Source organism: Bradyrhizobium sp. RDI18, from assembly GCF_043203335.1.
GTDB lineage: Bacteria > Pseudomonadota > Alphaproteobacteria > Rhizobiales > Xanthobacteraceae > Bradyrhizobium > Bradyrhizobium retamae.
In genome coordinates this window covers 290,455-316,346 of sequence record NZ_JBICRN010000006.1, presented here as the reverse complement: position 1 = coordinate 316,346, position 25,892 = coordinate 290,455, and the positions used below count along the sequence as shown (strand labels likewise).

The window sequence follows — 25,892 nt, the reverse complement described above, 5'->3', positions numbered from 1 at the left end:
GCCGTCAGGTTTTCGACGTCATGACTTTCTGAGCGATCTTCCACGTTCCGTTGACCTTTAAGCATGACAACATGTCGGTGAAGTAACGTGGCGGAATTTGCAACTTCAGCTTCAGAAGCGCGAGCTCTCCCTCAACGTCTATGGACAGAATCTGATCTTGGCGCTCCAGGCCCTGTTGTTTCGGAGCTTTCAAATTGCGGACGGCTGCCAGCCACGTCGCAATTGGCGTCACGCTCACGTTGCCGTCGTCGCCGACCTTGGTCACGGAACTCGAGGGATGAAATATAGACGCGAATTTGTCGGCATCCATTTCATAGGCACCGTCGAAATAGATCTGCGCTAGAGAGCGCAAGGCACGAGCATCGGTATCCATAGGGCTATTATCCATAAGGTTTGGGATGGGAAGAAACTGCGCATGGCTGAAAGTCCGGTCTCCAGGCATCAAACCGGGAACGCTGACGAGCGTAGCTCCAAGAGCCACACTGGCAGATCGACTCAAAAATGCCCGTCGATCTATTTTTGACATTCTGCTCTCCAAAAAGTCCCCGGGGGTTGAGTTGGGTTCTTCAGATGACATTGAAATCGCCGGGGATAGCCGTCGCAAAAAAGTTGGCACACCGACCGCTTTCATAGGCCTAGCTGCATGCGCCGAGCGTCAGGCCGGCCGAAACCTCCAGAAAGTTGCCTCACGTTTCCTTCGGCAGAACCTAGGGCAGACTGGCTCATGAAACTAGGCGTGTTGCACAACATAGGGTTATGAGTGATATTCATAAATCATGAGAAACGAACTGAACGAACTCGCAGCGTTTGCAATCGTCGCCAGAGAACGAAGCTTTACGCGGGCGGCGGCAAAGATTGGTGTGTCTCAGTCTGCCCTGAGCCACACGATCCGGGGGCTTGAGCAACGGCTCGAGTTGCAGCTTCTTGCTCGAACGACCAAGAGCGTCGCACCCACCGCTGCAGGGGCCGCTCTTTTGAAAGAATTGTCTCCAGCACTTGAGCAAATTGCTCGTGCTATCAACGAAGCCCGAAACGTTCGGCACCGACCTGCAGGGCGCCTTCGAATTGTAATGTCCCGGTCGGCTGCTGTGATGGTTTTGTTGCCGCGGCTCACGGCATTCACGGAAGCCTACCCTGAGATCGTTCTTGACGTTGTTACTGTCACTGGCCCCGTAGACCTCGTTGCGGGCGAGTTCGACGCCGGCATTCAACTCGGCGAGTACATTCAAAAGGACATGATCGCGGTGCGGGTTACCCCGGAGCTGCGATTGGCGGTGATCGGATCGCCTGGCTATTTTTCATCACGAAACATTCCTCGGACGCCCAAGGATCTAAATGACCATCGATGCATAAGCCTGCGTCTTCCGGGCGGTCCATACCGGTGGGAATTCGAGAAAGGACGAAAGGCGGTCACGGTCGGCGTGAATGGGCCGCTCATAATCGATGATACCCACCTGGTGATTCAAGCGGCACTCGCTGGCGCCGGCCTAGGACTCGCATTTGAAGAGCAGGTCTCAGAGCATCTTGCGAAGCGTCGCCTTATTCGAGTGCTGGAAGATTGGACGCCGCCAATTCCCGGATTCTTCATGTACTATCCCAGTCGTCAGCATCAGCCGGCTGCGCTGTCTGCGCTAACAAACGCGCTGCGAGCCTCCTAACAATAGTTGGCACGCGACGAACAGTATCGTGACAACATACCTTCCCGTTCGGATGAATTAGGGACTGGTCGAATTTGGAAAAGACGGTAGTCGCTGTAGGCCTGCGCCGATCGCCGCGCGCCAAAGATCTGAACGCCGTGTGGAAAGAGCTGCTGCGGAAGGAGCAACTCGGCATGATTCACAGGATCTCCGGCAACGAGATGGAATTCGCGGCACGGGGACCGCTCTTGAACGCCGTTGGCCTCACTGACGATCCATGCCGGCCTTTGTATCGCAACAGGCGATCCCAGTTGCAGCCGTTTCCTGCTCTCGCAGCACCGACTTCGACGACGCAAACGGCATGTGGGCGCTGAAGACGCTCGAAGCTTTCGGCAGATCGGGCATGCCGAATCTCGGGCTCGGTCAGGCCCGGCAATCATTCGTCGCCGGCAACATCGCGATATCAGCGGATTCCACATCCTACGTGGCCGCGGCCGAGCGGCAGATCGGCGGTCGGTTCCAGTTCAAAACCGTCGCCTTTCCGCTTGCCGTCGCCGACGGGCGCCTTCCCGCAGGCGGAAACGTCGCTATGGTTTTCGCAAAGGACGCCGAACGTCAGAAGGCCGCCTGGAAATATGTGAAGTTCACCACCGGGCCGGTCGGCCAGACCGCGATGGTCAATTCCACCGGCTATATGCCCGGCAACGAGATCGCCGTGAAGACGCCGGAACTGCTCGGCGCTTTCTATAGAAAGAGTCCCAATCACCTGACCAGCATCCAGCAACTACCGCTGCTGACGGAATGGGCGTCGTTTCCAGGTGACAATTCGTTGAAAATTATTGAAGTGATCAAGCACCATATAGAGAGCCTGGTGACGGGTAAGCGTACGGCGGAGCAGGTCATGCCGGAGCTGGTTAAAGATGTGTCCAAACTTCTGCCAAAGTGCGGCGGCTAGCCAGCGATCGAACGAACGGGCGGACTCAATCGTGATCTTCGAGGGAGCAGACCCCTTGTATGCCTCCCCTGTGGAGCGGTTTTCGCGTGTAGGATATCGAGCTCAGCGGGCACGCGCTACTGGAGCATCCAGGGAAGAAGGAGCACTTCATGAAGATGATCAAGGGACCAGGGATATTCCTCGCTCAGTTCACCGCCGACGCCGCGCCGTTCAACTCCTTCGACGCGATCTGCGAATGGGCCGCCTCGCTCGGCTACGAGGGGATTCAGATCCCGAGCTGGGATGGGCGGCTCTTCGACCTCAGCAAGCCCTCGGAGTCCCAGGACTATGCCGATGAGGTGACGGGGATCGCAGCCGGTCACGGCCTTTCCATCACCGAACTTTCGACCCATCTCCAGGGCCAGCTCGTCGCGGTTCATCCGGCCTATGACGCAGCATTCGACGGCTTCGCCGTGCCGGAGGTGCGGGACAATCCCAAGGCGCGCACCGAGTGGGCCGTCGACCAGGTCAAGCGCGCAATCCGCGCCTCAAGGCGCCTCGGGCTTACGGCACAGGCGACCTTCTCCGGCGCATTGGCCTGGCCCTATGTCTATCCCTGGCCGCAGCGTCCGGCAGGCCTCGTCGAGGCCGCCTTTGACGAGCTCGCCAGGCGCTGGCAGCCGATCCTTGATTATGCGGAGGAGCACGGCATTGATCTCGCTTATGAGATCCATCCAGGCGAGGACCTGCACGACGGTGTCTCCTATGAGATGTTTCTCGAGCGAGTGAATGGCCACACGCGCGCGAACCTGCTCTACGACCCGTCGCACTTCGTGCTACAGCAGCTCGACTATCTCGACTACATCGATATCTATCACCAACGCATCAAAGCCTTCCACGTCAAGGACGCGGAGTTCAACCCGACGGGGCGCCAGGGAGTCTACGGCGGGTTCCAGAGCTGGGTCGATCGTGCTGGCCGCTTCCGCTCACTGGGCGATGGTCAAGTAGATTTCGGCGCGATCTTCTCCAAGCTAACGCAGTACGATTACGGCAGTTGGGCGGTGATGGAATGGGAATGCGCGCTGAAGCATCCTGAGCAAGGTGCGCGCGAGGGCGCCGAATTTATCAAAAGACAGATCATTCGGGTCACGGAGAAGGCCTTCGACGATTTCGCAGGTTCCGGCACCGACGACCAGATGAACCGCAAGATGCTTGGCATCTCCTGAGCGAGGAAGAAGAATGGCTATTGAGGCAAGCAGCGAGCCTGGCGGTCATGGTCGTATCCGGTTAGGCATGGTTGGCGGCGGCCAGGCGTCTTTCATTGGCGCCGTCCACCGCATTGCCGCGCGTATCGACGACCAGTTCGAGTTGACAGCCGGCGCGTTGGCGTCGGATCCGGTCCGAGCCAAGGCCTCGGCGAAGGAGCTCGGTATCGCCAACGACCGCGCTTATAGCTCCTTCGAAGAGATGGCGAAGGCGGAGGCCGCGCGCCCCGACGGGATCGAGGTGGTTTCGATCGTGACCCCCAACCACGTGCACGGCGCGGTCGCCAGGGCCTTCCTTGAAGCCGGCATCCACGTCATCTGCGACAAACCGCTGACGACGACCATCGCCGAGGCAGAGGAATTGGTGGAACTGGTCAGGAAGACGGGCAAGGTTTTCGTCGTGACCCACAACTACACGGGCTATCCCATGGTCCGACAGGCCCGCGCCATGGTCGCGAACGGCGATCTCGGCGAGATCCGGCTGGTGCAGGCCGAATATCTGCAGGATTGGCTGACGGAGCGGTTAGAAGCAAGCGGGCACAAGCAGGCCGCGTGGCGCACGGACCCGACCCGATCCGGCCCTGGCGGATGCATCGGCGACATCGGCACCCACGCCTACAATCTCGCCTGCTTCGTCACTGGACTTCAGCTTGACGCACTGCTCGCCCAGCTCTCGACCTTCGTCGGCGGCCGGCGTCTCGATGACGACGTCCAGATCCTCCTGAAATGGAAGGGAGGTGCCAAAGGTATGCTTTGGGCGAGCCAGGTTGCGGTCGGCAATGAGAACGGCCTGACGCTGCGCGTCTATGGGACCAAGGGCGGCCTCGAATGGGTACAGGAAAATCCGAACCATCTCTGGTTCACCCGCTATGGGCAGCCCAAGCAACTCCTGACCCGCGGCGGTGCCGGCGCCTTGGTCGAGGCGGGACGTCTCACCCGCGTGCCGTCGGGGCACCCCGAAGGTTACCTTGAGGGGTTCGCAACAATCTATACTGAGGCAGCGCGCGCCATCCGCGCAGCACAGGCCGGCAAACCGCCCGATCCGGCGGTGATTTTCCCGACCGTCGAGGATGGCCTCGCCGGCGTGAAGTTCATCGAAGCTGCGGTGAGCTCATCCGCAAACAATGGCGCCTGGGTTCGGATCACGTGAAGGCCGACGCGTCCATCTTGTCCACGCCGCCCGGTCGATGCGGCGTGCTGGCGTAGTGCTTCCATGGAGGTGGGCCGGCAATACTGAGAAGCGACGTTTCACTGGACGACTGGATTGGATACGTGCGTCGGCGATCAAATTCGCATATGTACGCAGCCCGAGGCGTAGCTCTCGCATCAGAGCGGGCCTGTTCGAAACAACACTCGCCATCAGCCCCAGTTGGTGGCGAATCAACGACGGGTTCAAGGTGGGCCATTCCAGCAAAGCGCGTGTAGCCAGCCGGGCAACGAAGCGAACGAATTCTTCATCGCGGACTGCGATCTCTTCTTCATCGCCCCTGGGCATGGTGGCCCTCCATCTGCTCGCACAGTGGAGGAAGTCGGGTCGCAAAGGCGTCGTCTTCCTTGCTGAAAACGAGAATAGGGCCGAGCGGCTGGGTGCCGTCATTCATGCCCTCGCGCCTTCGTGCGATGTGCTGGTTTTTCCAAGACTGAATACGCTGCCGTTCGATCAGCTTGAGCCGTCGCACGAAATCGCGGGTAGACGAAGCTCGGTCTTGAGGCGCCTTGCCAAGCCCGAGAAGCCGATCCTGCTCGTATCCACGGCGGAGGCCGTGATGGAGCGCCTTCCCACTGCGGCGAGTTGGTCCCGGGTCGTCCTCCGTTTGAAAGTCGGTGCCGCGTTCTCTGAACAAGATCTCCGGGCGCGGCTTGAGGCCCTCGGATACGACCTCGATGAAGAGGCGGACTATCCCGGCGGCGCGCTGTTTCACGGGAAGACATTCGAGATTTTTCCCGCCGGCGCGCTCGGTCCGTTCAGAGTAGAGCATTCCGGCGGGGTGATACGTCGGATCGTGGCGTTCGACCCGATAGAACATGACATCGTTTTTGAGACGAAAGAGCTTCTCATCGACCCGATGTCGGAGCGGCTGGCGTTCGGGAACATACGCGGAAAGCGCTCGACCCTATTCGACTATTGTGGTCGATCCAAGTGGATCGCGGATGCCGGCGTTTCAGCGCACGCTGATAGCTGGCTCAGCACGATCGAGGAGGCGGCGGGTCGCACGGACAGAGACCGGGAATACCTCGGGAGACGCGAATGGAAGCAGGCGACCAGGCGTATGAACGTGCTGTCGCAAAAGGCACCCTTCGCTCCCTCACCGGACTTTTCGCAGGTTGCATCGCCCAGGAAGGCGCTTCGTGCGTTCGTCGACGATACGCGGCGCGCCGGTTCGCGACTGGTTTTCGTCGCAGCGCATGAGGACGACCTGCGCGTGCTGGAGCGGATGAGCGGGGTCAAGGCGGAGCACTTTGCGGATTGGAACGAGGCGACGGCCGGACGCAACCGTGAGGCGGCGCTTCTGGCCGACTTCGATAGGGGTTTTGTCGTGCCTGGTCGGAAACCTCTCGTCGTTGTGACGGCTTCCGATGTGCTCGGCAGCAGGGCTCATCATCCGCAGCCGATGGCTAGAAGCTGGAGTGCGGCTTTCGACCACGCAGATGTGCCGGAGCAAGGGACAGCGGTTGTTCATTTGCAGCGAGGGCTGGCCTTGCTCGACGGCTTGCAGACCGTGGCAACGGGGGGCGGGTCGTCGCGCGAAATGATCAGGCTCGTATTTGCGGGAGACGATGCAGTGCTCGTTCCGCCCTCTGACCTGGCCTTGATCTGGCCATATGCGTCGGAGCGCGGCGAACTCGCCCTCGACAAAGCGGATGGAAGTACATGGTGGAGCCGGCGTACCGAGGCGGAGCGCGAAATTCAAATCGCCGGCAAGCAGCTCGCCAAACACATCAGCCAGCGGCGCCGCCGGCGGGCTCCGAAGCTTGTACCTCCTGGTCCCATCTATGAGAGGTTCGTCGCGCGTTTTCCGTATTTCACGACGGTCGATCAAGCGAAGGCCATTCGGGACGTTTTGGATGATCTTGCGTCGGGCCACCCCATGGACAGGATCATTTGCGGCGACGTCGGATTCGGCAAAACCGAGGTGGCGCTGCGAGCCACGGCCGCCGTCGTATTGTCAGGGAAGCAGGTGGCGATAGCGGTGCCGACGACCGTCCTGGCAAGACAGCATGTCGCGACTTTCCGCAAACGCTTCGCTCCATTTGGCATCGAAGTGGGGAGTTTGTCGCGAACCGGTTCGGGCGCAGAGACAAGAGAGGTGAAGGAGGGGCTGAAGAGTGGCAAATTGAAGGTCGTGGTCGGAACGCAGGCCCTCGCCTCGAAGGACGTGAAGTTCGCCCGCCTCGGCCTTGTCGTCATCGATGAGGAACAGCATTTTGGGGCGGCGGAGAAGGCGAGACTTTCCGGGCTGGCCAAGAGTATTCATGCCCTTTGGATGAGCGCCACGCCGATTCCGCGGACTCTCGCGGGCGGTCTTGCTGGCTTCAGGGATATTAGCGTCATTGCCTCTCCGCCCATTCATCGGCTCCCGGTCGTCACAAAGGTCGCTCCTCTTTCGGATGCCGCTATTGCCTCCGCATTGCTGCGCGAGCAGAGGCGGCACGGGCAAAGCTTCCTGATCTGTCCGCGAATTCAGGATCTCGATCCGATGCTGGCGCGCGTTCAATCGGTGGCCCCGGATCTCCGCATCGTGTGTCTGCATGGCAAGTTGCCCGCCGACGACATAGACGACCGAATGATGAGCTTCGTCGAAGGCGCGGCGGACGTGCTGCTGGCGACCAACATCGTGGAGAGCGGTCTCGATATCCCGCGTGCAAACACGATCGTGGTCTGTTGGCCCGAAAAATTCGGTCTTGCCCAACTTCATCAGCTCAGAGGAAGGGTGGGCCGCAGCGGGATCCGGGCGTTTGCGCATTTGCTGACCGATTCGGGCTCGGAGCGATCCGAGAAGCGATTGGCCGTTCTGGAGGAGTTCAACAGACCCGGCGCGGGTTTCGCGATCAGTGCGCGGGATCTGGACCTCAGGGGAGCGGGGGACGTGCTTTCAGAGCGGCAGTCGGGCCATGTGCAGGTGTTCGGGCCGGTGCTCTATAGCCACCTTCTGAAATTGGCCTCGGAGAAAGCCGACGACAGAACAGCCGACCTGTGGGTGCCTGACCTGAATCTGCCGGTAGGGGACATGTTGCCCGCAGGCTACGTGCAATCGGAGGCGGTGCGGCTGGAAATCTACGGCCGCGTCGCCAGATGCCGAAGCGAAGATGAGCTGGACGATCTCGAGGAGGAGACCTCTCGTCGCTTCGGCAGATTACCTCCGGCGGCCCGCGATTTCTTTGCCGCAGCAAGGCTCAGGATCGACTGCAGGCGAAGAGGATCATAAGACTTGATGTCGGCCTGGACGCCGTAGCCGCGACGTTCCTGCCGGGACGTCTTCGGAAATCCAAGGCGCGATCCCTGCAACGCGATGGCGATCGGGTTGTCTACATCAGCAACGGACGCGATGGACCGCTTCGGGCGGTCGAAGAGTTTCTCGACCTTCTGGATGAGTAATCGCAGCGCTGCTCGCCTCGTCGGAATAATGAGGCTGCTCTGTTTCGCTCTGGCCGTCCTGACCTCGCCATTCAAGTCTAGCGCGCGTATCCCTGGATTCGCTCGACGTAGTTCATGATGCGCCGCATGACGTCCTGAAGTCCGGCGCCCGAATCGCACATGTTCAAATAGCAGGTGGAGATTTTCACTTTCTGATCGAGAGGAAGGGACGCCCCCTCCGGGATCGATATCTTGAAGACCTGTCCCCTCTGGCGCACATCGCCTGGGATCTGGAATTCAGGCGGCATGGCATCCGTCATCGGCAGCAGGGACTCGACCACTCCAACGATGGACTGGGTGTAGGAACGCACATAGACGCGCTGCCCGACATTGAGATCGAACAGGTAGCTGTCGGGGAGATAGGCGAGGATGAAGCTCGGGCCTGTGTGGATGGTGGCGATGTCATTGCCTGCCGGGCCGAGCACGGCTCCGGCGCTCATGACCTTGCTGCCCACATATCCGGCGACCGGCGCATGCAAGGCTCCGCCGGCATAGGCTTGCTGCAAGGAGTCGTACGCATCCGACACCTGCTTGAGGGCATTGTGATAGGCGGCCAGCTCGCCCGCGAGCGAGGCTCGCTCCGCTTTCAAGGACTGGTGCTTCTCGGCGGCGGCAAAGGCCGCGCTGGTCATGTCGGTCAGGAGCCTGTCCACCGCAAGGCCGTTCCTGCTCGCGCCGGCCACCTTGTCGAGATAGTCCTGCGCCTGCCTGGCGTTGGCCTCGGCCGCCGGCAGCAACATGCCGATCGCGGCTTGCCTCGCCTCGATCGCCCCGATCCGGGTGATCAGCCTGGCTTTTTCCACGGCGAGCTCAGCGAGCGTGCGGGAAATCGATGTCGATTCGACGATGGCGATCTTCTGCCCAGCCTCCACCCTGTCTCCTGGACGGACGAAAACCTCCTTGACCCGCGTCTCCTGATAGGGCGCGCCAATGGCTATATGTTCGCGCGTAACCAGCCCGGATGCCCTCAGCAACATAACCCCGCCGGAGATCAGGTAGATGGCGATGGTGACGGTGACGGCGAGACCGATGGCGATGAGGACGAGGTTCCGTAATCGCCTCCAGCGCACCTGGCTGACGTTGAGTGGCGCGCTCGGCGCATATTGTTCCAAGACTGCCATTCTTCTACTCGGCGGCTTGCTGCAACGGTCTGAGGTTGAAAATCCGATCCGCTATGCGGCGCGACGCTTCACCGTCTCCGAACGGGCTATTAGCGGGCAGAAGCTGCGGCGCATCGGAGCAGGTGAGACGCCGCACCGCGGCGGTGATCGCATCGCGGTTGGACCCCACCAGAGTTCCAAACCCGGCCTCGACGACCTCGGGCCGCTCAGTGCTCTCGCGCGTGATGAGGATCTGGAGACCGAATGTCGGCGCTTCTTCCTGGATACCGCCCGAATCGGTCACGACCGTCCATGACCGGCTGAGCAGGTAGACGAAGTCGGTATATTGGAGCGGCTTCAGCAGACGGATATTCGGCCGCGCGCCGAGTGCACGCATGACTTGCGCGCGGATTTCCGGGTTGGGGTGAACGGGAAGGACGATCAGCTTGTCGCCGTCATCTGCAAGCTCGCACAGGGCCTCGAGGATCTCATCCAGTGGCGCCCCGATGTTCTCGCGGCGGTGCAATGTCGCCAACACGAGCTTCCTGTCTTGCGGGAGGTTTGCGATTTCGCGGTCGATCGGGACATAACCTCCAGCAAGTTTGGAGCGAGCATAAAGCAGCGCGTCGACCGCCGTATTGCCGACCACGCTGATCGAATCGCGCTGCACATCCTCGCGTAGCAGGTGATCGCGCGACCGCTTGGTCGGCGCGAAATGCAATGTGGAGGCGATCGTGATGAGCCGCCGGTTGAACTCCTCCGGCCAGGGCAGAATCAAGCGTTCCGGTCCGCAGCCCGGCCTCGACATGCGCAACGGGGACATGGTTCAGAAAGGCTGCCAGGGCGCCGGCTGCAGCGGTCATTGTGTCGCCTTGCACCACCACCGAATCGTAATGCCCCGGTCCGAGCAAGGCTTGCATCTGCTGGGTGATCAGCGCGAACTTGCCGGCGAGGCTGGGCTCCTGCATGACCCCGGTGCCGCTATGGGCAAGCTCGATTTCGAACAGCTTCAATAGCCCGTCTGCCAGATCGATGTGCTGCCCCGACCAGAAGACATCGACATGCGCGCCGGACTTGCGCAGGGCGCGATAGACGGGACCGAGCTTGATGATCTCCGGCCGTGTGCCAAAGGCGATGAGGATGCGCATATCTATTCTTCGAATCGGGAGTTCAGCGGGTGGCGGCCAGGAAATCGTCGGGGACATCGTGGGTCGTTTTCGACCACACGATGGGGGAGGTAGCGAATTGCGACTCGCCCAGATAGATTTTCCAAGCACGGAACGTCGCAACCATGTTGATGTAGAGCGATACGGGCCACCGTATCGCGACGCCGAGCCAATCGAGCCTGCCGTAGACCCGATAGCTGGAGGTCAGGCGCGCGACATAGCGGAACACCACCGCGAGAAGATTGAACGACAGAGACCACTGGAAGAGATGGTACATCTCGCGGGGCAGGGTCTCGGGATCGATGAGGTCCGCAAGCGCCAAGATCATCAGGACGATGGATCCGGGGGCGAGGAAGTTGGTAATCATTCCCTTGCGATCGCGCAGGAAGAAATAGATGTCCCAGAGCCCGCCTTGCCAGCCGAGCTTGTGCATCGCTTCGAAGGCGATGCCATAGACCCAGCGGGTCTTCTGCTTGATCGAGGCTTCCAGACGCTGGGGGAAGAACTCGCGGGTCGCGACATAGTCGGCACCCTCTTCAGCCGGTGCGGACAGCGCGGCGAAAATCGATTTGAAGCCCGCGCGCTTGGCCTCGATGCCGAGAATGTAATCCTCGGTCACCGTCCCGGACATCAGGACCTGCCCGCGCGTCTTCAGAAAGTGCCTGACGAGCGCCTGCGTCAGGCAGGTGCCGACCCCGGCGGAAGGGATGGCGGCGCCGAGCGCGTTGCGCACGATCAGTTCGCGCGTATGGCGCTCGGCAAACTCCTCCATATAGGTCGACGCGACATAGGCCCCTCTGCGGCGGCTGAGCGAGAACACAGGAACCTGGATGAAATCGTATTCGCCCGCATATCTCGCATAGATCTCAAAGCTGCGTGGATCGATGACATCCTCGCTGTCGTGCAGAACGACCAAGTCCGGAGCCTGCTCCCCCGCGAAGCTCTGGGCGAACATCTCGTTGAGCATCTGCCCTTTTGACGTTGGGCCGGGCAAGCTGTTTACGATGACCCGCACGCGATCGGGATGGGCCGCGGCAAGGGCTTCAGCGACGCGCCGCGTACCGGTGTCGTTCGGATAGACGCCGAGGAAGAGCGAGACCTGCGGGTCATCGATGCGGGCGAGGTTGCCTTCCACCATCTTGCCGATGACGTCTTCCTCGCGCCAATTGGCGACGAAGATCGCAATCTTTGGCAAAGGAGCCGGTTTGGCGGCTGCGCGCCGAAAAGGAAAATGCGCAATCCCGAACGAGAGCAGATCGATGAAAAGATCGTCCAGCGATGACAGGTTTATCAACAGGCTGACGAGCAGGAAGAGCGAGACCAGTATTTCGTTCATTATTTTCAACGGGCCGCGCTTTCCATAGCGGAAGCGCGATACAGCCTTTCAGAGCGTAAGTTTGGCTGCTACTGCAGCGGCAACGAAAAATGGCGACCATCGCCGCCTGTTCTCACCCATCCTCATCGGCAGTTGATCTGTATCAACGGACGGCAAGGCTTGTAGCGACTTAACCCTTCGTTAAGCAGCGGAGCGGTTCCCTTAAAGCAAATCCAGGCAGGCATCCATTCCGGATGATTACGGCCGCAGGCCTAGGCGTCGCGCAACCGGCAGAGTCGCCTGTCCCCGCTGGCGAATCCAGCGCGTCGTGATGGGCGTTTCCGACTGCGCCAGCCAAATCGCATTCGGCCGCGACTCGCATCCTTAGGCAATGCTGAATGTGAAATGGAAAATGCCGGCGGCTTTCTTCCGCGGTTCCTCATTTTTTGTCCCTAGAACGCGATCAGGTGAGGGAATAGGGGCGATCCATGTCTATCCTGGCAAAGGCGCTGCGGCTCATGGGGACGGTTTGGCTCTGTGCGGCAGGCCTGCTCATCGTGTCCAGTCACCTCGTCGTTCTGCATCTCGACGGCTTCTGGGCTCTCGTTAACCTCCTCAACCCGTGGAACGTCGCAAACATGCTGACGCTGGATCTAACAGCGGCTCCCGGATTGCTGCTGCACATGGCGGCTGATCAGTTGACAACGACCGCTGGCTCGTCTCAGAACAGGCCAGCTCTCGTCTCACCCTATCCCGTCCACTAGGCCCCGACCGCGCGACGCGCGTCCTGCAGGTGAACGGGGCTGCGCGATAAGCCGCAGACGAATCCTGGGCGCACGCTCGCAGGTTTTGCCGGCCGGGCTGGATGGCTACGTCGTCGTCCGCTCGTAGGCGATGGCCCGATAGAGCGGACCTTGGCCGGCACCGATCTCGCGGAAGCCGCAGCGCCGGAACAATGCATGCGAGGCGCGGTTCGGTACGTCGACCAAGGCAACGATGCGTCCCTGCTTCAATACGTCGGAGGCGTAAGCGAGCACCGCCCCGAGGGATTCCTTGGCGTAGCCCGCGCCCCAAGCGTCTTCCTTCAGCGCAATGATCGTCTCGATCCTGCCTTCGAAGGCCGGAAAAATCTCGACGGCTCGCGGCGAGGCGTGATGCAAGCCGATACAGCCGATGACGCCTTCGCCTCGGCAAATAAGCCAGAGCCCGAAGCCGCCTTTACGTCGACGCAGATTATCCTCGACGATCTCGCGCAGCATTTCCGGCGGCACCGGTTCGTTGTCGAACAGATATCGGCGGACTCCCGCACCCTCAAAGACGCGGGCGATCTGTGGACCGTCTTCGGCAGCAAGTGGCCGTAGCACCAATCGCCCCGTGGTTAGGACCGGCTGCATCTGAGTACTGCCATGAAGGTTCTGCGCCACGGCTACTCTGGCGCGAGGGCAATCCTCTTTCAATCCCTTTCCCTTACACAAACCAGCCAGTCAGCAATTCCAAGGCATCGGCGTATCTGTTGGCGGCCTACGCATGGTTTCCGGTGCGAACCGTCTTTCTCTGCGTTGTCGATCCCGGCGTCGGCGGGACGCGGCGGGCATCCATTTTTCTCGAGGCTGGCGGCCTCCGGCAGCTCTCAAGGCTGCCACGAAGAGACATCACATGCGTGGCTTGACTGAGCGTATGTCGCGAGGGTGGAAGTGCCCCGCGACGCGGCTGCCGAGCGCGGACTGTGAAAGATGCAAGCTCTTGAAGATCGCCGGTGGCTGCGCGATAATCTGCTGCTGGACGGCAAGTCGCTCCGCAGTCCGCGCGAGGATGCCGGAGGCATCCTGATTGCTGTCACGATACGCTCGGCCAGGCCTCACGTCCCAACCTCATGCGGCTGCAGCGCCTCAGCACTGTCCGAGTGCAACGACTCATTGTGATGTTGAAGCTTGGTACGCCGGCCGCAGCGTCGGCGGCCTCCGCTTGGTGACCGTCGCGGCCACCGACCACCAGACGGTCTCCGACGCTTTACGGCGAGCGGTGGATTTGAGAAGTCAACCCATTGGTCGAGGGAGGATGTGCTATGAGAGCCTCGCCAGATTATTCGCGTCGTCGTTTCCTTCACGCCGGCGCGGCCGGTACAGCAGCAACCCTTGTCGCCGCTGCGACAATGCCCGTTCGTGCGGCCGCCGAGGCGGGCATGCACGCACCACCCCCGCCGGCGACGGCGCCGCGAATTCTGCGCAAGCCACCGCTGTCTGAATTGGAGCGCATCGCCAGATCCTACAACTTGGCTCTCAGCCGCGACGATCTGACTTCGTTCCGCAACCTCATGGACGGCGTGCTGGCGTCGTACCGTCGCCTGGACCAGTTCGCGGAGCCGACATTGGCGGTGAAGTACCCGCGGGACACGGGCTTCCGTCCACCCGCCTCGGACAATCGGCTCAACGCTTGGTACTGGAAGTGCTCGATCAAAGGCGCAACTTCGGGGTCTCTCGCGGGCAAGAAAATCGCCATCAAAGACAATGTGTGCGTTGCCGGAATCCCGATGATGAACGGTTCCAACGTGTTGGAGGGCTACGTCCCTGACGTAGACGCGACCATTGTGACTCGCATCCTCGATGCCGGTGGAGAGATCGTCGGCAAGGCCGTGTGCGAGCATCTTTGCTTCTCGGGCGGTAGCCATACCTCCGACACTGGGCCTGTACTCAACCCGCACGATCCGAAGCGATCTGCCGGAGGCTCCTCCAGCGGCAGCGCGGCGCTCGTCGTCGCCGGCGAGTGCGACATGGCCATCGGGGGCGACCAGGAGGGTCGATCCGAATTCCCAGTTCTTTCTGCGGAGCGGTTGGTCACAAGCCGACCCACGGGCTTGTGCCATACACAGGTGTCTTCCCGATTGAACTAACACTTGATCATACCGGGCCCATTGCCCGTACCGCCGGCGATGCCGCCCGGCTTCTCGAAGTGCTCGCTGGCACCGATGGCCTCGACCCGCGCCAACCGGCGGGACTGCGTACGGAAGCGTATACCAGGCAGCTCACCGGAGACGCCCGCGGACTGCGTATCGGGGTCGTTAAGGAGGGGTTCGGCTGGCCCAATTCCGAGCCCGACGTCGACGCCATGGTGCGCGAGGCTGCACAGCGCTTGACGCGAGCGGGAGGGACTGTAAGCGAGGGTATCGATCCCCCTCCACCGTGACGGCATCCATATCTGGAATGCCATCGCCGTCGAGGGCGCCACGGCGCTGATGGTCGCGGGCAATAGCATGGGAACCAACTGGAAAGGGCACTACACGACTTCGCTGCTGGACTTCTACGGCCGGAGCCGGCGGGTGCGCGCCAACGACCTTTCGGAGACCGTCAAGCTCGTTGTCCTGCTCGGCCAGTACATGCAGGACAATTATCAGGGTCGCTACTATGCAAAGGCCCAAAACCTCGCGCGCGTGCTACGCGCCGCCTATGATGAGGTGCTTAAAGACGTCGATCTCCTGCTCATGCCGACATTACCTTTGAAGGCCACGCTACTCCCGGCCCCGGACGCGAGCCGCGAGGACTATGTTGCGCGGGCACTCGAAATGATTTCCAACACCTGCCCGTTCGACGTCACTGGCCATCCTGCCGCCTCGGTCCCGGCAGGCATGTCGGCAGGCCTTCCTGTCGGCATGATGCTGATCGGACGCCACTGGGAGGATGGCACGGTATTGCGTGCGGCTGACGCGTTTCAGATCGTCGGGTAGACAGCAGCAGCGAATTGATCGGAGCGGACATGGAATCTGACGGCCCCGTCAGCGCGGCCTCAATCGCGGTCGAGCATGGGAGTGCGTGGACATATCAGGGCAGACCGCGACTGAATTACGGTCTGCATCCTCGAAGACCTGCTACTGCAAGTAGTGCGAAGCTACGCCACCGTCGGTCGTCGGCCGTCTCATCTATACCAACTGATACCCACCAATGGGTTCGGGTAGGTCAAGCCGGGACTTGTAGGACCTTCAATCCGCTGTAATGTAAGCGATGCATGCGGAATCCGTATGGCTGCTCGCCAAAGGGCGCAGCGCACAATAAGCAAGGCGCGAACCAACGTGCCGGTTTTGGATAGAGACCGACATGGCCGTTGGTGGATCGTTTGACACGTTCCCCAAGCTGCTGGCGCGAAATGCCGCGCAGTTTAGCAGCCGTCCTGCGTTTCGGCACAAGGATCTCGGCATTTGGCGCACGTGGACCTGGGCCCAGGTCGCAGAAATCGTCCGCGCTTATGCTGCGGGCTTGCACCGGCTTGGATTGCAGCCAGGAGACACGATCGCCATCGTTGGTTCCAACCGACCGAAGCTCTATTGGACGCTGATGGCAGCGCAAGTGCTTCGCGCAATTCCGGTCCCGGTCTATTCGGATGCAGTGGCCGACGAGCTTGCTTATGTCCTCGCTCACGCCGACGTGAAGTTTGTTGCAGCGCAAGATCAGGAGCAGGTCGACAAGGTCTTTGCTGTATCCGACCGGCTGCCGCATCTCCACAAGGTCGTCTATGACGAGCCGCGTGGCCTCGATGACTACGACCACGACCGATTGATCGCAATCCGCGATGTCATTGAAGACGGCCGCGCCGCGCTGAAGGCCAGCACGGCACTCGGCAGGCAGATTGACGAGTTCATCCGGCAGGGTGAAGGTTCTGACATCTCGATCATCCTCTACACCTCGGGAACAACCGGCGCGTCGAAAGGCGTCATGCTGTCGGCGCGAGGCTGCATCGAGGCTGCGACTGACACCGTCAGGTTTGACGGCCTGACCGACAAGGACGTGGCGCTCGCCTACCTGCCGCTCGCCTGGGTTGGTGATCATTACCTCAACTATGCACAGGGCATCGTCGCTGGATTCTGCATGGCGTGTCCCGAGAGCAGTGAGACGATCGAACAGGATCGACGCGAGATCGGACCAACCTTCTATTTCGCCCCGCCGCGTGGTTTCGAGGCCATGCTGACGCGGGTGATGATCCGCATGGAGGACGCCGCAGCCATCAAGCGGCGCATGTTCAACTACTTCCTTGGCATAGCGCGGCAGTATGGCGAGTCGATTTTGACCGGAAAGTCGGTGCCGCTGTCTGGCCGGCTGCTTTATGCGGTCGGGCGCTTGATGGTCTACGAGCCCCTCAAGAACGTTCTTGGCCTGTCTCGCGTGCGCGTCGCCTATACTGCAGGTGAGGCCATCGGTCCGGATCTGTTCGCGTTCTACCGCTCGATCGGATTAAACCTGAAGCAGCTCTACGGTCAGACCGAAGCGTTCCTTTACGTTACCTGCCAGCCTGACGGTGAGATCTACTCCGATACGGTCGGTCCGGCCGCACCGAACGTCGACATCCGCATTGCGGAAACAGGCGAGGTGCAGTTCCGCTCACCCGGCATGTTCGTGGGATACTTCAAGGATCAGGTGAAGACCGCGGAGGCCATGACGTCCGACGGCTATGTCAAGACCGGCGACGCTGGCTTCTTCGACGAGAACACCGGACACCTGAAGATCATCGATCGCGCAAAGGATGTCGGCCGGCTGGCTGACGGCACGATGTTTGCGCCGAAATATCTTGAGAACAAGTTGAAGTTTTTTCCCAACATCAAGGAAGCCGTCACTTTCGGCGATTCCAGGGATTTCGCTTGCGCCTTTCTCAATATCGACCCGGTCGCGGTGGCGAGTTGGGCGGAACGTAACAACATCGCGTACGGTTCCTATCAGGAGCTGGCAGGGCATCCGCTGGTCTATGACATGGTGGCGAAAGATGTTGCCGAGGTGAACCGCTCCCTCGCGGAGGGAAAGGTACTGGCGGGCGCGCAGATTCGCCGCTTTCTCATTCTGCATAAGGAGCTTGACGCAGACGATGGCGAATTGACCCGCACGCTGAAAGTTCGCCGCGGGTTCATCGCCGAGCGCTATGCGCCACTGGTCACTGCGCTCTACGACGGTTCGCATGAAGCCGACATTTCCACCGAGGTCACCTTTGAGGATGGTCGCAAGGGCGTGATCGCGGCGCGGGTCAAGATCCGCGACTTGCAAACAGTTGGTTCGACGGAAACCCTGGGGAAGGCCGCATGAGGGCGCCGGACACCAACGAAATCCTGCTTGGAGTCGAAGGAGTATCGCTGGCGTTTGGCGGCGTGAAGGCGCTGAGGGACGTTTCGTTTGACATCAGGAAAGGCGAAATTCGCGCCATCATCGGGCCGAACGGCGCCGGAAAAACCTCGATGCTCAACGTCATCAACGGCTTCTATCATCCGAACCATGGCGCCATCACCTTCAAGGGTCGGACCCGTGCCCAGATGCAGCCGTACGAGGCATCCCGTGGCGGCATCGCACGCACCTTTCAAAATGTCGCACTGTTCAAGGGAATGAGCGCACTCGACAATATTATGGCTGGCCGCACGCTGAAGATGCGCCGGGGTCTTCTGTGGCAGATGATGCGTTACGGCCCGGCGCTGGCAGAAGAAATCGAACATCGGCACCGGGTCGAGGAGATCGTCGATTTTCTCGAGATTGAGGCGATCCGCAAGGTGCCGGTTGCGCGTTTGCCATATGGCCTGCAGAAACGCGTCGAACTTGGCCGCGCCCTTGCGATGGAGCCCGATCTTCTTCTCCTCGACGAGCCGATGGCAGGCATGAATCTCGAAGAGAAAGAGGACATGTCGCGGTTCATCATCGACGTCAACAATCATTACGGCACGACCATTGCGCTGATCGAACATGACATGGCTGTGGTGATGGATCTCTCCCATCGCGTAGCGGTGCTCGATCATGGCGTGAAGATCGCCGACGGCACGCCGGGTGAGGTCAAGGAGAATCAGGCCGTCATCGACGCCTATCTCGGCGTCGCGCACTAAGGAGCGTTGCGTGATCGGGTTGGGTCAGTTTCTCGAAGTGCTGATCGGCGGATTGATGTCCGGCGTGCTGTACTCGCTGGTCGCGCTCGGCTTCGTGTTGATCTTCAAGGCATCCGGTGTCTTTAATTTTGCGCAAGGCGCGATGGTCTTGCTCGCCGGACTTGCGCTGGTTCGCTCGCTCGACCTGCTGGTGGCCTGGGGTTTCCCGCCTTGGGCTGCGATCATCCTCGGCATTGGCTTCGCTGCCGTGATCATGGCGATAACCGCCTGGCTGATCGAGCGGTTCGTGATCGGACCGCTTGTCAACCAGGACGCCCTCACGCTGTTCATGTCCACCATCGGCGTGACGTTCATCCTCGAGGGTGCGGCGCAGATGATCTTCGGTTCCGATTCTTACCCTTTACGGCTGTTTCCGACGGACGCCTGGTTCCTGTTTGAAAATCTCTTTCCTGGTGGAATTCTGCTCAACAAGCTGGATGTCTGGGGCGGCTTCATCGCCGGCATTCTGGTCGCAGGCCTTGCGATCTTCTTCGAACGTACCAAGACCGGTCGCGCACTCAGGGCGGTTGCCGACGACCACCTGGCCGCGCAGTCGGTCGGGATTCCAATTAGCTGGATCTGGTTCGTGGTCTGGCTTGCCGCCGGTCTCGTTGCGCTGGTTGCGGCGACCGTGTGGGGTACCAAACTGGGCGTACAGTTCTCCATCACGTTTCTCGCGCTGAAGGCCTTGCCGGTCCTGATCATTGGCGGCCTTACCTCAATTCCAGGGGCGATCGTCGGCGGGTTCATTGTGGGGGCGGGCGAGAAGATCGCGGAGGTGTTCCTGGGATCGTATATCGGTGGCGGTATCGAATACTGGTTCGCCTATGTGCTGGCGTTGGCGGTTCTGCTCGTGCGGCCGCAGGGGCTGTTCGGCGAGAGGATCATCGAACGTATATGAGGAGTTTGTTGTGCTTTATCGCGAGGCAGGCCAGTTCAAGACGACCTACGCGGAGGATATGGCGATCTTCCCGATCCGCCAGGACCGTATAGCGCTCGCCATCTTGCTCGGTATCGCCTTCATAGGCGTGCCGCTGCTGGCCGACTTCGACATTTGGCCGTTCGGCAGCGACTATCTGCTTCGCGCCATTCTGCTGCCCTTCCTGATCCTCGCGCTCGCCGCGATCGGCGTAAACATTCTCGTCGGCTATTGCGGCCAGATCACGCTCGGCAGCGGCGCATTCATGGCCATCGGCGCCTACTCTGCTTACAAGCTGGCGACCGGCGTTCATATTCCGATCGCCTGGTTTGACTTCGCGATCTCGATCCCGCCGCTGCCTGTGCTGCCATCCATTTTGCTCGGCGGACTTACGACGGCGGCTGTCGGCATCCTCTTCGGTATTCCCAGCCTGCGGATCAAGGGCCTCTATCTGGCGGTTGCAACGCTCGCAGCGCAGTTCTTCTTCGATTGGGTGTTCCTGCGGGTGGCGTGGTTCACAAATTACGCGCCGTCAGGATCGGTCAATGCACCGACACTGGATTTCTTCGGTCTGAATGTGGGCACGCCGATCGAGCGATATCTGCTGTGCCTGATCTTCGTAACGGTATTCGCGGTTCTGGCGAAGAACCTCGTTCGCGGCAATCTCGGCAGACAATGGATGGCGATCCGCGACATGGATATCGCCGCCGAGCTGATCGGTATCCGGCCGCTTTATGCAAAGCTGACGGCTTTCGCGGTCTCTTCATTTATCATCGGCGTGGCGGGCGCACTCTGGGCGTTTGTCTATCTGGGTTCATGGGAGCCGCTCGCGTTCTCGATCGACCGTTCGCTGCAGCTTCTGTTCATGGTGATTATCGGCGGGCTGGGATCGATTATGGGTTCGTTCGTCGGTGCGGCCTTTATCCTCATTCTGCCGATCCTGCTGAATCTGATTCCAACCCAGCTCGGCGTGCCGCTGTCGACAGAAACGATCACCCACCTGGAATTCATCATCTTTGGATCGTTGATTTGCTACCTTCTCATCAAGGAGCCACATGGATTTGCCCGGCTCATATCGCTTGGCAAGGAGAAGCTCAGACTTTGGCCGTTTCCCTACTGAAGGGGCGGTCGACGCGAACGATGCCGGAGATCGCAACGCGGAGCGGCGGTCGTTGGCAGAAGGAGCAAGCAAGCCCGCGATAACAAGACCCGGTACGGCAAAAACCGGGCTCAACGAGGAGGACAACCAATATGGTACGCAACAAACTGATATTGGCGGCAGCCATACTTTCAGGCGGGGCGTTTGCCTCTCCTGTTGCCGCGCAGAACGAACAGTTCATCCCGATACTGTCCTACCGGACCGGCGCGTACGCCGTGAACGGCGTGCCGTTCGCAAACGGCATGGCCGACTACTACAACCTGATCAATGAGCGCGACGGCGGCATCAACGGCGTCAAGATCTTGTTCGAGGAATGCGAGACCGGCTACGCCACCGACAAGGGCGTTGAGTGTTACGAGCGTCTCAAGGGCAAGGGCCCGACCGGCGCGGCCTTCGTCAATCCGCTGTCGACCGGCATTACATTCGCCCTCACCGAAAAGACCACGACTGACAAGATCCCGATTATCACGATGGGCTATGGCCGCGCCGATTCCAAGAACGGAGCCGTGTTCGCGTATAATTTCCCGCTGCTCGGCACGTACTGGTCCGCGGCCGATATTGCGATTCAGCACGTCGCCAAGGAGGTCGGCGGCACCGACAAGCTGAAAGGCAAGAAGATTTCGCTGCTGTATCACGACAGCCCCTACGGCAAGGAGCCGATCCCGATGCTGCAGGTGCTGGCAAAGAAGCACGGATTTGAGTTCACGCCGATCCCGGTGACGCACCCCGGTGTCGAACAGAAGTCGCAATGGCTGGCGATCCGCCAGAACCGGCCGGATTATGTCCTGGTCTGGGGCTGGGGCGTCATGAACGGCACGGCAGTCAAGGAAGCCGCGGCCGTTGCCTATCCGCGCGAGAAGATGATCGGTGTTTGGTGGTCGGGCGCGGAGCCGGATGTGACCCCCGCCGGCGATCAAGCCGCTGGCTATAAGGCGCTGATGCTTCAGCATGGCGCAGGAAAATTCGCCGTGCATGCCGACATCGAGAAGCACGTCTATGCAAAGGGCAAAGGGTTGTCGGAGCCTGGCAAGGTCGGCGAAGTTCTCTATAACCGCGGCATGGTGAATGCTATGCTCGGCGTGGAGGCGATCCGCAAAGCGCAGGAAAAGTTCGACAAGAAGCCGCTGACGGGCGAGCAGGTCCGGTGGGGTCTGGAGAATCTCAACCTCTCGGATGCACGTCTCAAGGAACTCGGCTTTGAGGGCATGTTGAAGCCCATCAAGATTTCCTGCTCCGACCACGAGGGCGCGCGGGACGGGCGCGTACAGCAGTGGGACGGCAAGGGCTGGAAAATCATCTCCGACTGGTACACGGCGAACCAGTCCGACACCGAGCCGCTCGTCGATGAAGTTTCCGCGAAGTATGCCACGGAGAAGAGCATCAAGCCGCGCGATTGCTCGAAGGAAAGCTGAACGCTTTCCAGCGATCCGGGAGGGGCCTTTGCCTCCTCCCGGATCTTTCGAAAGCTGCAACCGTTTGGAGAGGACCCGCGTGTCAATCCCCAAGGCCTCTACAGCGGCAGAAACGGCAGCGCCCTTTCTGTCGGTCAACAATATCGAGGTAGTCTACAGCCACGTCATCCTGGTGTTGAAAGGCGTATCACTGGTTGTGCCGCGGGGCGGAATCGTCGCGCTTCTCGGCGCCAACGGTGCGGGCAAGACAACGACGCTGAAGGCAGTCTCCAATCTGCTGCATGCGGAGCGCGGCGAGGTCACCAAGGGCTCGATCCTGTTCGACGGCGTCGAAGTGCATTCCCTGTCGCCAAACGAGGTGGTGCGGCGCGGCTGCATTCAGGTGATGGAGGGACGGCGTTGCTTCGCTCACCTCACGGTCGAGGAGAATCTCCTGACCGGCGCCTTTACGCGGACGGACGGCAAGGCCGCGATCGCGCAGGATCTGGAGCGAGTCTATGCATATTTCCCCCGTCTCGGGGAGCGGCGTAGTTCGACCGCCGGCTATACGTCCGGCGGCGAACAGCAGATGTGTGTGATCGGCCGTGCGCTGATGTCGCGCCCGAAGATGATCCTGCTCGACGAGCCTTCGATGGGCCTCGCGCCGCAGATCGTCGAAGAGATCTTCGAGATCGTGAAGGATCTGAACGTCAAGGAAGGTGTCTCGTTTCTTCTCGCCGAGCAGAACACCAATATGGCACTCAAATTCGCAAACTACGGATATATCCTCGAAAATGGCCGCGTGGTGATGGATGGCGAGGCGTGGGCGCTCGCCGCAAATGAGGACGTCAAGGAATTCTATCTTGGCGTCGCCGGAGAGAAACGAAAATCATTCCGCGATGTGAAGCACTACAAGCGGCGCAAACGCTGGCTCGCTTAGGTGCTGAGAACTCCGGACAGTGGTGTAGGCATGCGTGGTTTCGGCGGTATTCGGACTTCCCTTTACTGATGTGGCCGCCGAATCGTGGCGCCGTCCTTTCCTGCGATATAAGCCCCGGGGCTAACGGCCTCCTTCTCGGCGGACATGTCGATGGACTGCACCCTGCGGCTTGCAATGATCACGATGGCGCAGACCGCATAAGAGCACACCCCCAGCGCATAAGTCTTGGCGATGCCGAATTGGATCGACAACGCCACACCCAGCACCGACGCCAGCATCGACGTAATTCCGTTGGTGCTCCAGAAGAACGGCAGTAGTTCATGATGACGGCGCCACACACCGAGGCCGAGCGGGAACATCATCCCCATGCAGAATGCAGGAAGAGCCAGCAGCAGGACGGACACCAGAATACGCATGTCGGTTGACAGCGACCGCGCCCAGGTGGTGACCAGCGGCGTCAGCAGCGCTGCCACCACGAGCGTGGCGAGCAGGGCGGCAATCCTGAAGACGGTGACGCGTGATCGGGAGGAGGTATCCGCACCGACCGTGGCGCTGCCAATCCCGCTAAAGAGAAGAATTGTGAATAGCACGACGCTCAGCCCGTAAACGGGATGTCCGAGAAAGACCATGAGGCGCTGCATCTGCGATATCTCGATCAGCATGAAGCCCATCCCGATCGCGCTGAAATAGACCACGGGCGGCGTCAGCGTCGCCATTGGCATCCGCCTCGCAAGACGTTGGAAGGGCAGCACGATGTAATATACGCAAGCGCAGAGCGCTACGATGATGAGCAAGCCGGTGACGCCGATCGCTACATTGTTGCTCATGACGTCCCAACTTTGCGTGCTCACGAAATCGCTGAAGCGGGACGTATAGAAGAAGAACGGATTGTCGTCGGTCGAAGCAACGATGTTTTCGGGTAGCGAATCGAAGAAAGCCTGGTTCGCCTTGTCCGACAGCAACGTTGAGGTGACACCATCGAAGGTGACGTCCGGCCCCAACAATATCTTGAAGCCCTGCGCCTGAAGTCTCCCTCGCGCGCCTTGCCATTCTGCGTCGCTGAACGCGTCAGGCCGGGTGATCACCGTCACGATGCCGCCGACGTTGACCGCGACGACGTGATGCCGCAGCTCCCCGGCCGACACTCCCTTGCGCTGCAGCGCGCTCGCGCCAATCGCGATCAGCCGGTATAGCTCGCCACGGTGCTTCTCGGCATCGTACCAGCGTGATACCGACAACAGCCCGCCAGGCTTGAGCGCCCGGTAAAAATCGTCCCACGCCTCCACGGTATAGAGACGATTTTCGGTGAGCGTCAGGCCACCGGCCGCCGTCGCCGCCCAGGTGTCGATAAGTGAAATCTGCACCAGGTCGTACCGCTCGGGCGAGTGGTTGATGTAGCTTCGCGCCTCGGCATTGACCAAGGATACGCCTGGCTGGCGATCGAGATGGCCGGAGAAATCGGCGAATTTTTCGGTGAGCACTTCGAAGATCGCCGGGTTGATCTCAATTGCGCAGATCCGGCTGGCGCCGAAGAGCAGACCGGAAAGGATGTCACGACCGCCGCCGACGCCAACGACAGCGACGTCGGCCGCCGGCTGCACGAGGTAGGCTGCATTGATGACATCATCTTTCAGGTAGGCGAGCTTTCCGATGTCGCCATCATACCTGGTGATGACCGTGCCTGCATCGGCATCGATGTCGAGGTAGTGTTGGTCGATCCGGGTGTCAGGCGTGCCAACCAGACCCCAGCCAAACGGGACCTTGTCGGCCAACTCCCGCACCCTTACCCGCGAATAGGTATTCCAACGTTCGAACAGCGTGCCGGTCTGCTCAGCGCCCTTGGCCCAGAACACACCGAGATGGCTTCGACCGGTCAGGTCAAGGCCGGAGTGCACGGTGGCCGCGACGGCCAGCGTCAGCGCGACAGCCCCGCTCAAACGCACACTGCGGACGTCTTCGCTGCGTCTCACGACGATCCAGCCAACGCCGGCAGCAAGGGCTCCGATCCATAGTGTGGCGCTTACGGGATCAATTACCAGCAGTATGAAGATCACCCCGAGACATCCAACTGCGGCGCCCAGGAGGTCGGCTGCATAGAGCCACCCGCCGCCATATGGCAAACGCGTCAGTAACAGCGTGATGCAAACCCCGCCTTCCGTGAACGGGGCCACGAAGGCGATGATCGCCAGCGCCAGAGCGAGGGGCACATTTTCTGCGGACACAACGAGCGGCACGCACAGGAAGACGATCATTGCGCCAACGCTGCTGAGCGCGAACCATGATGCATGGCGGGCGAATTCGATTCCGACCCGATCGGCGGCATAACGGGCGGGTTTGCCGTAGACCTTCATCGCTCCGCGGGTAAGCCCGAGCATGGCAAGCGAAATGGCGGCAAATGCGAAATGATGATGGAGCATAACGCTGAAGAAGCGCGTTATCAGGATCTGGTAGGAAAGCGTCGCGAACGCCAGCACAAAGATTGCCAGATAGTAGCGACCGTGAATCCTGGATATGGATTGCAATGAGCTACCCTCTCAGTGGAGCCCTGAT

General features: G+C 60.5%; 19 protein-coding genes and 3 pseudogenes. 14 read left to right on the top strand and 8 right to left on the bottom strand.

Going from position 1 to position 25,892, the window contains the following annotated elements:
* Positions 1-4: 4 nt before the first annotated feature.
* Complete coding sequence (locus ACFXS9_RS02390; RefSeq protein ID WP_392684713.1) at positions 5-526, bottom strand: nuclear transport factor 2 family protein; 522 nt, start codon at positions 524-526, stop codon at positions 5-7.
* Positions 527-776: 250 nt separating this feature from the next.
* Here ACFXS9_RS02390 and ACFXS9_RS02385 point away from each other — a divergent pair, with 250 nt between their 5' ends.
* The 4 genes from ACFXS9_RS02385 to ACFXS9_RS02370 all read left to right on the top strand — a co-directional run bounded on the left by ACFXS9_RS02385 (position 777) and on the right by ACFXS9_RS02370 (position 4,986).
* Complete coding sequence (locus ACFXS9_RS02385) at positions 777-1,658, top strand: LysR substrate-binding domain-containing protein (RefSeq protein WP_392684710.1); 882 nt, start codon at positions 777-779, stop codon at positions 1,656-1,658.
* A 256-nt stretch (positions 1,659-1,914) separates the two neighbouring features.
* The gene (locus tag ACFXS9_RS02380) at positions 1,915-2,592 is read left to right on the top strand and encodes an extracellular solute-binding protein (protein WP_392684707.1); all 678 of its coding nucleotides are present in this window, start codon (positions 1,915-1,917) and stop codon (positions 2,590-2,592) included.
* Between the two features lie 149 nt (positions 2,593-2,741).
* The gene (locus ACFXS9_RS02375) at positions 2,742-3,797 is read left to right on the top strand and encodes a sugar phosphate isomerase/epimerase family protein (RefSeq protein ID WP_392684704.1); all 1,056 of its coding nucleotides are present in this window, start codon (positions 2,742-2,744) and stop codon (positions 3,795-3,797) included.
* 13 nt (positions 3,798-3,810) lie between these two features.
* On the top strand, positions 3,811-4,986 hold the full coding sequence (locus tag ACFXS9_RS02370; RefSeq protein WP_392684701.1) for a Gfo/Idh/MocA family protein: 1,176 nt from the start codon (positions 3,811-3,813) through the stop codon (positions 4,984-4,986).
* Between the two features lie 328 nt (positions 4,987-5,314).
* On the opposite strand, the gene ACFXS9_RS02365 is transcribed toward ACFXS9_RS02370, so the two are convergent.
* On the bottom strand, positions 5,315-5,437 hold the full coding sequence (locus ACFXS9_RS02365; protein WP_392684698.1) for a hypothetical protein: 123 nt from the start codon (positions 5,435-5,437) through the stop codon (positions 5,315-5,317).
* Between the two features lie 165 nt (positions 5,438-5,602).
* Between ACFXS9_RS02365 and ACFXS9_RS02360 the strand changes: the two are divergent.
* Positions 5,603-8,433, top strand: a pseudogene (locus ACFXS9_RS02360) (DEAD/DEAH box helicase).
* Positions 8,434-8,510: 77 nt separating this feature from the next.
* Here ACFXS9_RS02360 and ACFXS9_RS02355 read toward each other — a convergent pair.
* The 4 genes and pseudogenes from ACFXS9_RS02355 to ACFXS9_RS02340 all read right to left on the bottom strand — a co-directional run bounded on the left by ACFXS9_RS02355 (position 8,511) and on the right by ACFXS9_RS02340 (position 12,074).
* Entirely contained in the window at positions 8,511-9,584 is a 1,074-nt protein-coding gene (locus tag ACFXS9_RS02355; protein WP_392684696.1) for an HlyD family secretion protein, read from the bottom strand.
* Between the two features lie 13 nt (positions 9,585-9,597).
* Positions 9,598-10,350 (bottom strand): non-hydrolyzing UDP-N-acetylglucosamine 2-epimerase, encoded by a 753-nt coding sequence (gene wecB / locus ACFXS9_RS02350; protein ID WP_392684693.1) that lies wholly within the window; start codon positions 10,348-10,350, stop codon positions 9,598-9,600.
* A 61-nt stretch (positions 10,351-10,411) separates the two neighbouring features.
* A pseudogene (locus ACFXS9_RS02345) lies at positions 10,412-10,720 on the bottom strand (UDP-N-acetylglucosamine 2-epimerase (non-hydrolyzing)); the annotation flags it as partial.
* A 22-nt stretch (positions 10,721-10,742) separates the two neighbouring features.
* On the bottom strand, positions 10,743-12,074 hold the full coding sequence (locus ACFXS9_RS02340; protein ID WP_392684690.1) for a glycosyl transferase family protein: 1,332 nt from the start codon (positions 12,072-12,074) through the stop codon (positions 10,743-10,745).
* A 467-nt stretch (positions 12,075-12,541) separates the two neighbouring features.
* On the opposite strand from ACFXS9_RS02340, the gene ACFXS9_RS02335 reads away from it, so the two are divergent.
* A complete protein-coding gene (locus ACFXS9_RS02335; RefSeq protein ID WP_392684688.1) occupies positions 12,542-12,817 on the top strand; it encodes a hypothetical protein in 276 nt (91 codons plus the stop codon).
* Positions 12,818-12,922: 105 nt separating this feature from the next.
* On the opposite strand, the gene ACFXS9_RS02330 is transcribed toward ACFXS9_RS02335, so the two are convergent.
* Positions 12,923-13,447, bottom strand: a complete 525-nt coding sequence (locus ACFXS9_RS02330; protein ID WP_392684685.1) for a GNAT family N-acetyltransferase — start codon at positions 13,445-13,447, stop codon at positions 12,923-12,925.
* Here ACFXS9_RS02330 and ACFXS9_RS02325 point away from each other — a divergent pair.
* From ACFXS9_RS02325 to ACFXS9_RS02290, 8 genes and pseudogenes are all read left to right on the top strand, one after another.
* Positions 13,384-13,722, top strand: coding sequence for an SAM-dependent chlorinase/fluorinase (locus ACFXS9_RS02325; protein ID WP_392684682.1), 339 nt, complete (start codon positions 13,384-13,386; stop codon positions 13,720-13,722). The genes ACFXS9_RS02330 and ACFXS9_RS02325 overlap by 64 nt on opposite strands.
* Positions 13,723-14,235: 513 nt before the next feature.
* Positions 14,236-15,774: pseudogene (locus tag ACFXS9_RS02320) on the top strand (amidase).
* A gap of 367 nt (positions 15,775-16,141) precedes the next feature.
* Positions 16,142-18,112 (top strand): AMP-binding protein, encoded by a 1,971-nt coding sequence (locus tag ACFXS9_RS02315; RefSeq protein ID WP_392684679.1) that lies wholly within the window; start codon positions 16,142-16,144, stop codon positions 18,110-18,112.
* Positions 18,109-18,894 (top strand): ABC transporter ATP-binding protein, encoded by a 786-nt coding sequence (locus ACFXS9_RS02310; protein WP_392684677.1) that lies wholly within the window; start codon positions 18,109-18,111, stop codon positions 18,892-18,894. The genes ACFXS9_RS02315 and ACFXS9_RS02310 overlap by 4 nt, the downstream gene beginning before the upstream one ends.
* 10 nt (positions 18,895-18,904) lie before the next feature.
* On the top strand, positions 18,905-19,834 hold the full coding sequence (locus tag ACFXS9_RS02305) for a branched-chain amino acid ABC transporter permease (protein ID WP_392684674.1): 930 nt from the start codon (positions 18,905-18,907) through the stop codon (positions 19,832-19,834).
* Positions 19,835-19,844: 10 nt separating this feature from the next.
* Positions 19,845-20,972, top strand: a complete 1,128-nt coding sequence (locus ACFXS9_RS02300) for a branched-chain amino acid ABC transporter permease (protein ID WP_392684671.1) — start codon at positions 19,845-19,847, stop codon at positions 20,970-20,972.
* Between the two features lie 131 nt (positions 20,973-21,103).
* Positions 21,104-22,423, top strand: a complete 1,320-nt coding sequence (locus tag ACFXS9_RS02295) for an ABC transporter substrate-binding protein (RefSeq protein ID WP_392684668.1) — start codon at positions 21,104-21,106, stop codon at positions 22,421-22,423.
* A 79-nt stretch (positions 22,424-22,502) separates the two neighbouring features.
* Positions 22,503-23,342 (top strand): ABC transporter ATP-binding protein, encoded by an 840-nt coding sequence (locus ACFXS9_RS02290; RefSeq protein WP_392684666.1) that lies wholly within the window; start codon positions 22,503-22,505, stop codon positions 23,340-23,342.
* Between the two features lie 62 nt (positions 23,343-23,404).
* On the opposite strand, the gene ACFXS9_RS02285 is transcribed toward ACFXS9_RS02290, so the two are convergent.
* Complete coding sequence (locus ACFXS9_RS02285) at positions 23,405-25,864, bottom strand: hypothetical protein (RefSeq protein WP_392684663.1); 2,460 nt, start codon at positions 25,862-25,864, stop codon at positions 23,405-23,407.
* Positions 25,865-25,892: the final 28 nt, after the last annotated feature.

Coding starts and splice junctions, on each gene's coding strand:
- ACFXS9_RS02380 (WP_392684707.1), top strand. CDS start 1,915: ATGCCGGCCTTTGTATCGCAACAGGCGATCCCAGTTGCAGCCGTTTCC.
- ACFXS9_RS02390 (WP_392684713.1), bottom strand. CDS start 526: ATGTCAAAAATAGATCGACGGGCATTTTTGAGTCGATCTGCCAGTGTG.
- ACFXS9_RS02370 (WP_392684701.1), top strand. CDS start 3,811: ATGGCTATTGAGGCAAGCAGCGAGCCTGGCGGTCATGGTCGTATCCGG.
- ACFXS9_RS02295 (WP_392684668.1), top strand. CDS start 21,104: ATGGTACGCAACAAACTGATATTGGCGGCAGCCATACTTTCAGGCGGG.
- ACFXS9_RS02365 (WP_392684698.1), bottom strand. CDS start 5,437: ATGAATGACGGCACCCAGCCGCTCGGCCCTATTCTCGTTTTCAGCAAG.
- ACFXS9_RS02385 (WP_392684710.1), top strand. CDS start 777: ATGAGAAACGAACTGAACGAACTCGCAGCGTTTGCAATCGTCGCCAGA.
- ACFXS9_RS02375 (WP_392684704.1), top strand. CDS start 2,742: ATGAAGATGATCAAGGGACCAGGGATATTCCTCGCTCAGTTCACCGCC.
- ACFXS9_RS02310 (WP_392684677.1), top strand. CDS start 18,109: ATGAGGGCGCCGGACACCAACGAAATCCTGCTTGGAGTCGAAGGAGTA.
- ACFXS9_RS02315 (WP_392684679.1), top strand. CDS start 16,142: ATGGCCGTTGGTGGATCGTTTGACACGTTCCCCAAGCTGCTGGCGCGA.
- ACFXS9_RS02330 (WP_392684685.1), bottom strand. CDS start 13,447: ATGCAGCCGGTCCTAACCACGGGGCGATTGGTGCTACGGCCACTTGCT.
- ACFXS9_RS02340 (WP_392684690.1), bottom strand. CDS start 12,074: ATGAACGAAATACTGGTCTCGCTCTTCCTGCTCGTCAGCCTGTTGATA.
- ACFXS9_RS02335 (WP_392684688.1), top strand. CDS start 12,542: ATGTCTATCCTGGCAAAGGCGCTGCGGCTCATGGGGACGGTTTGGCTC.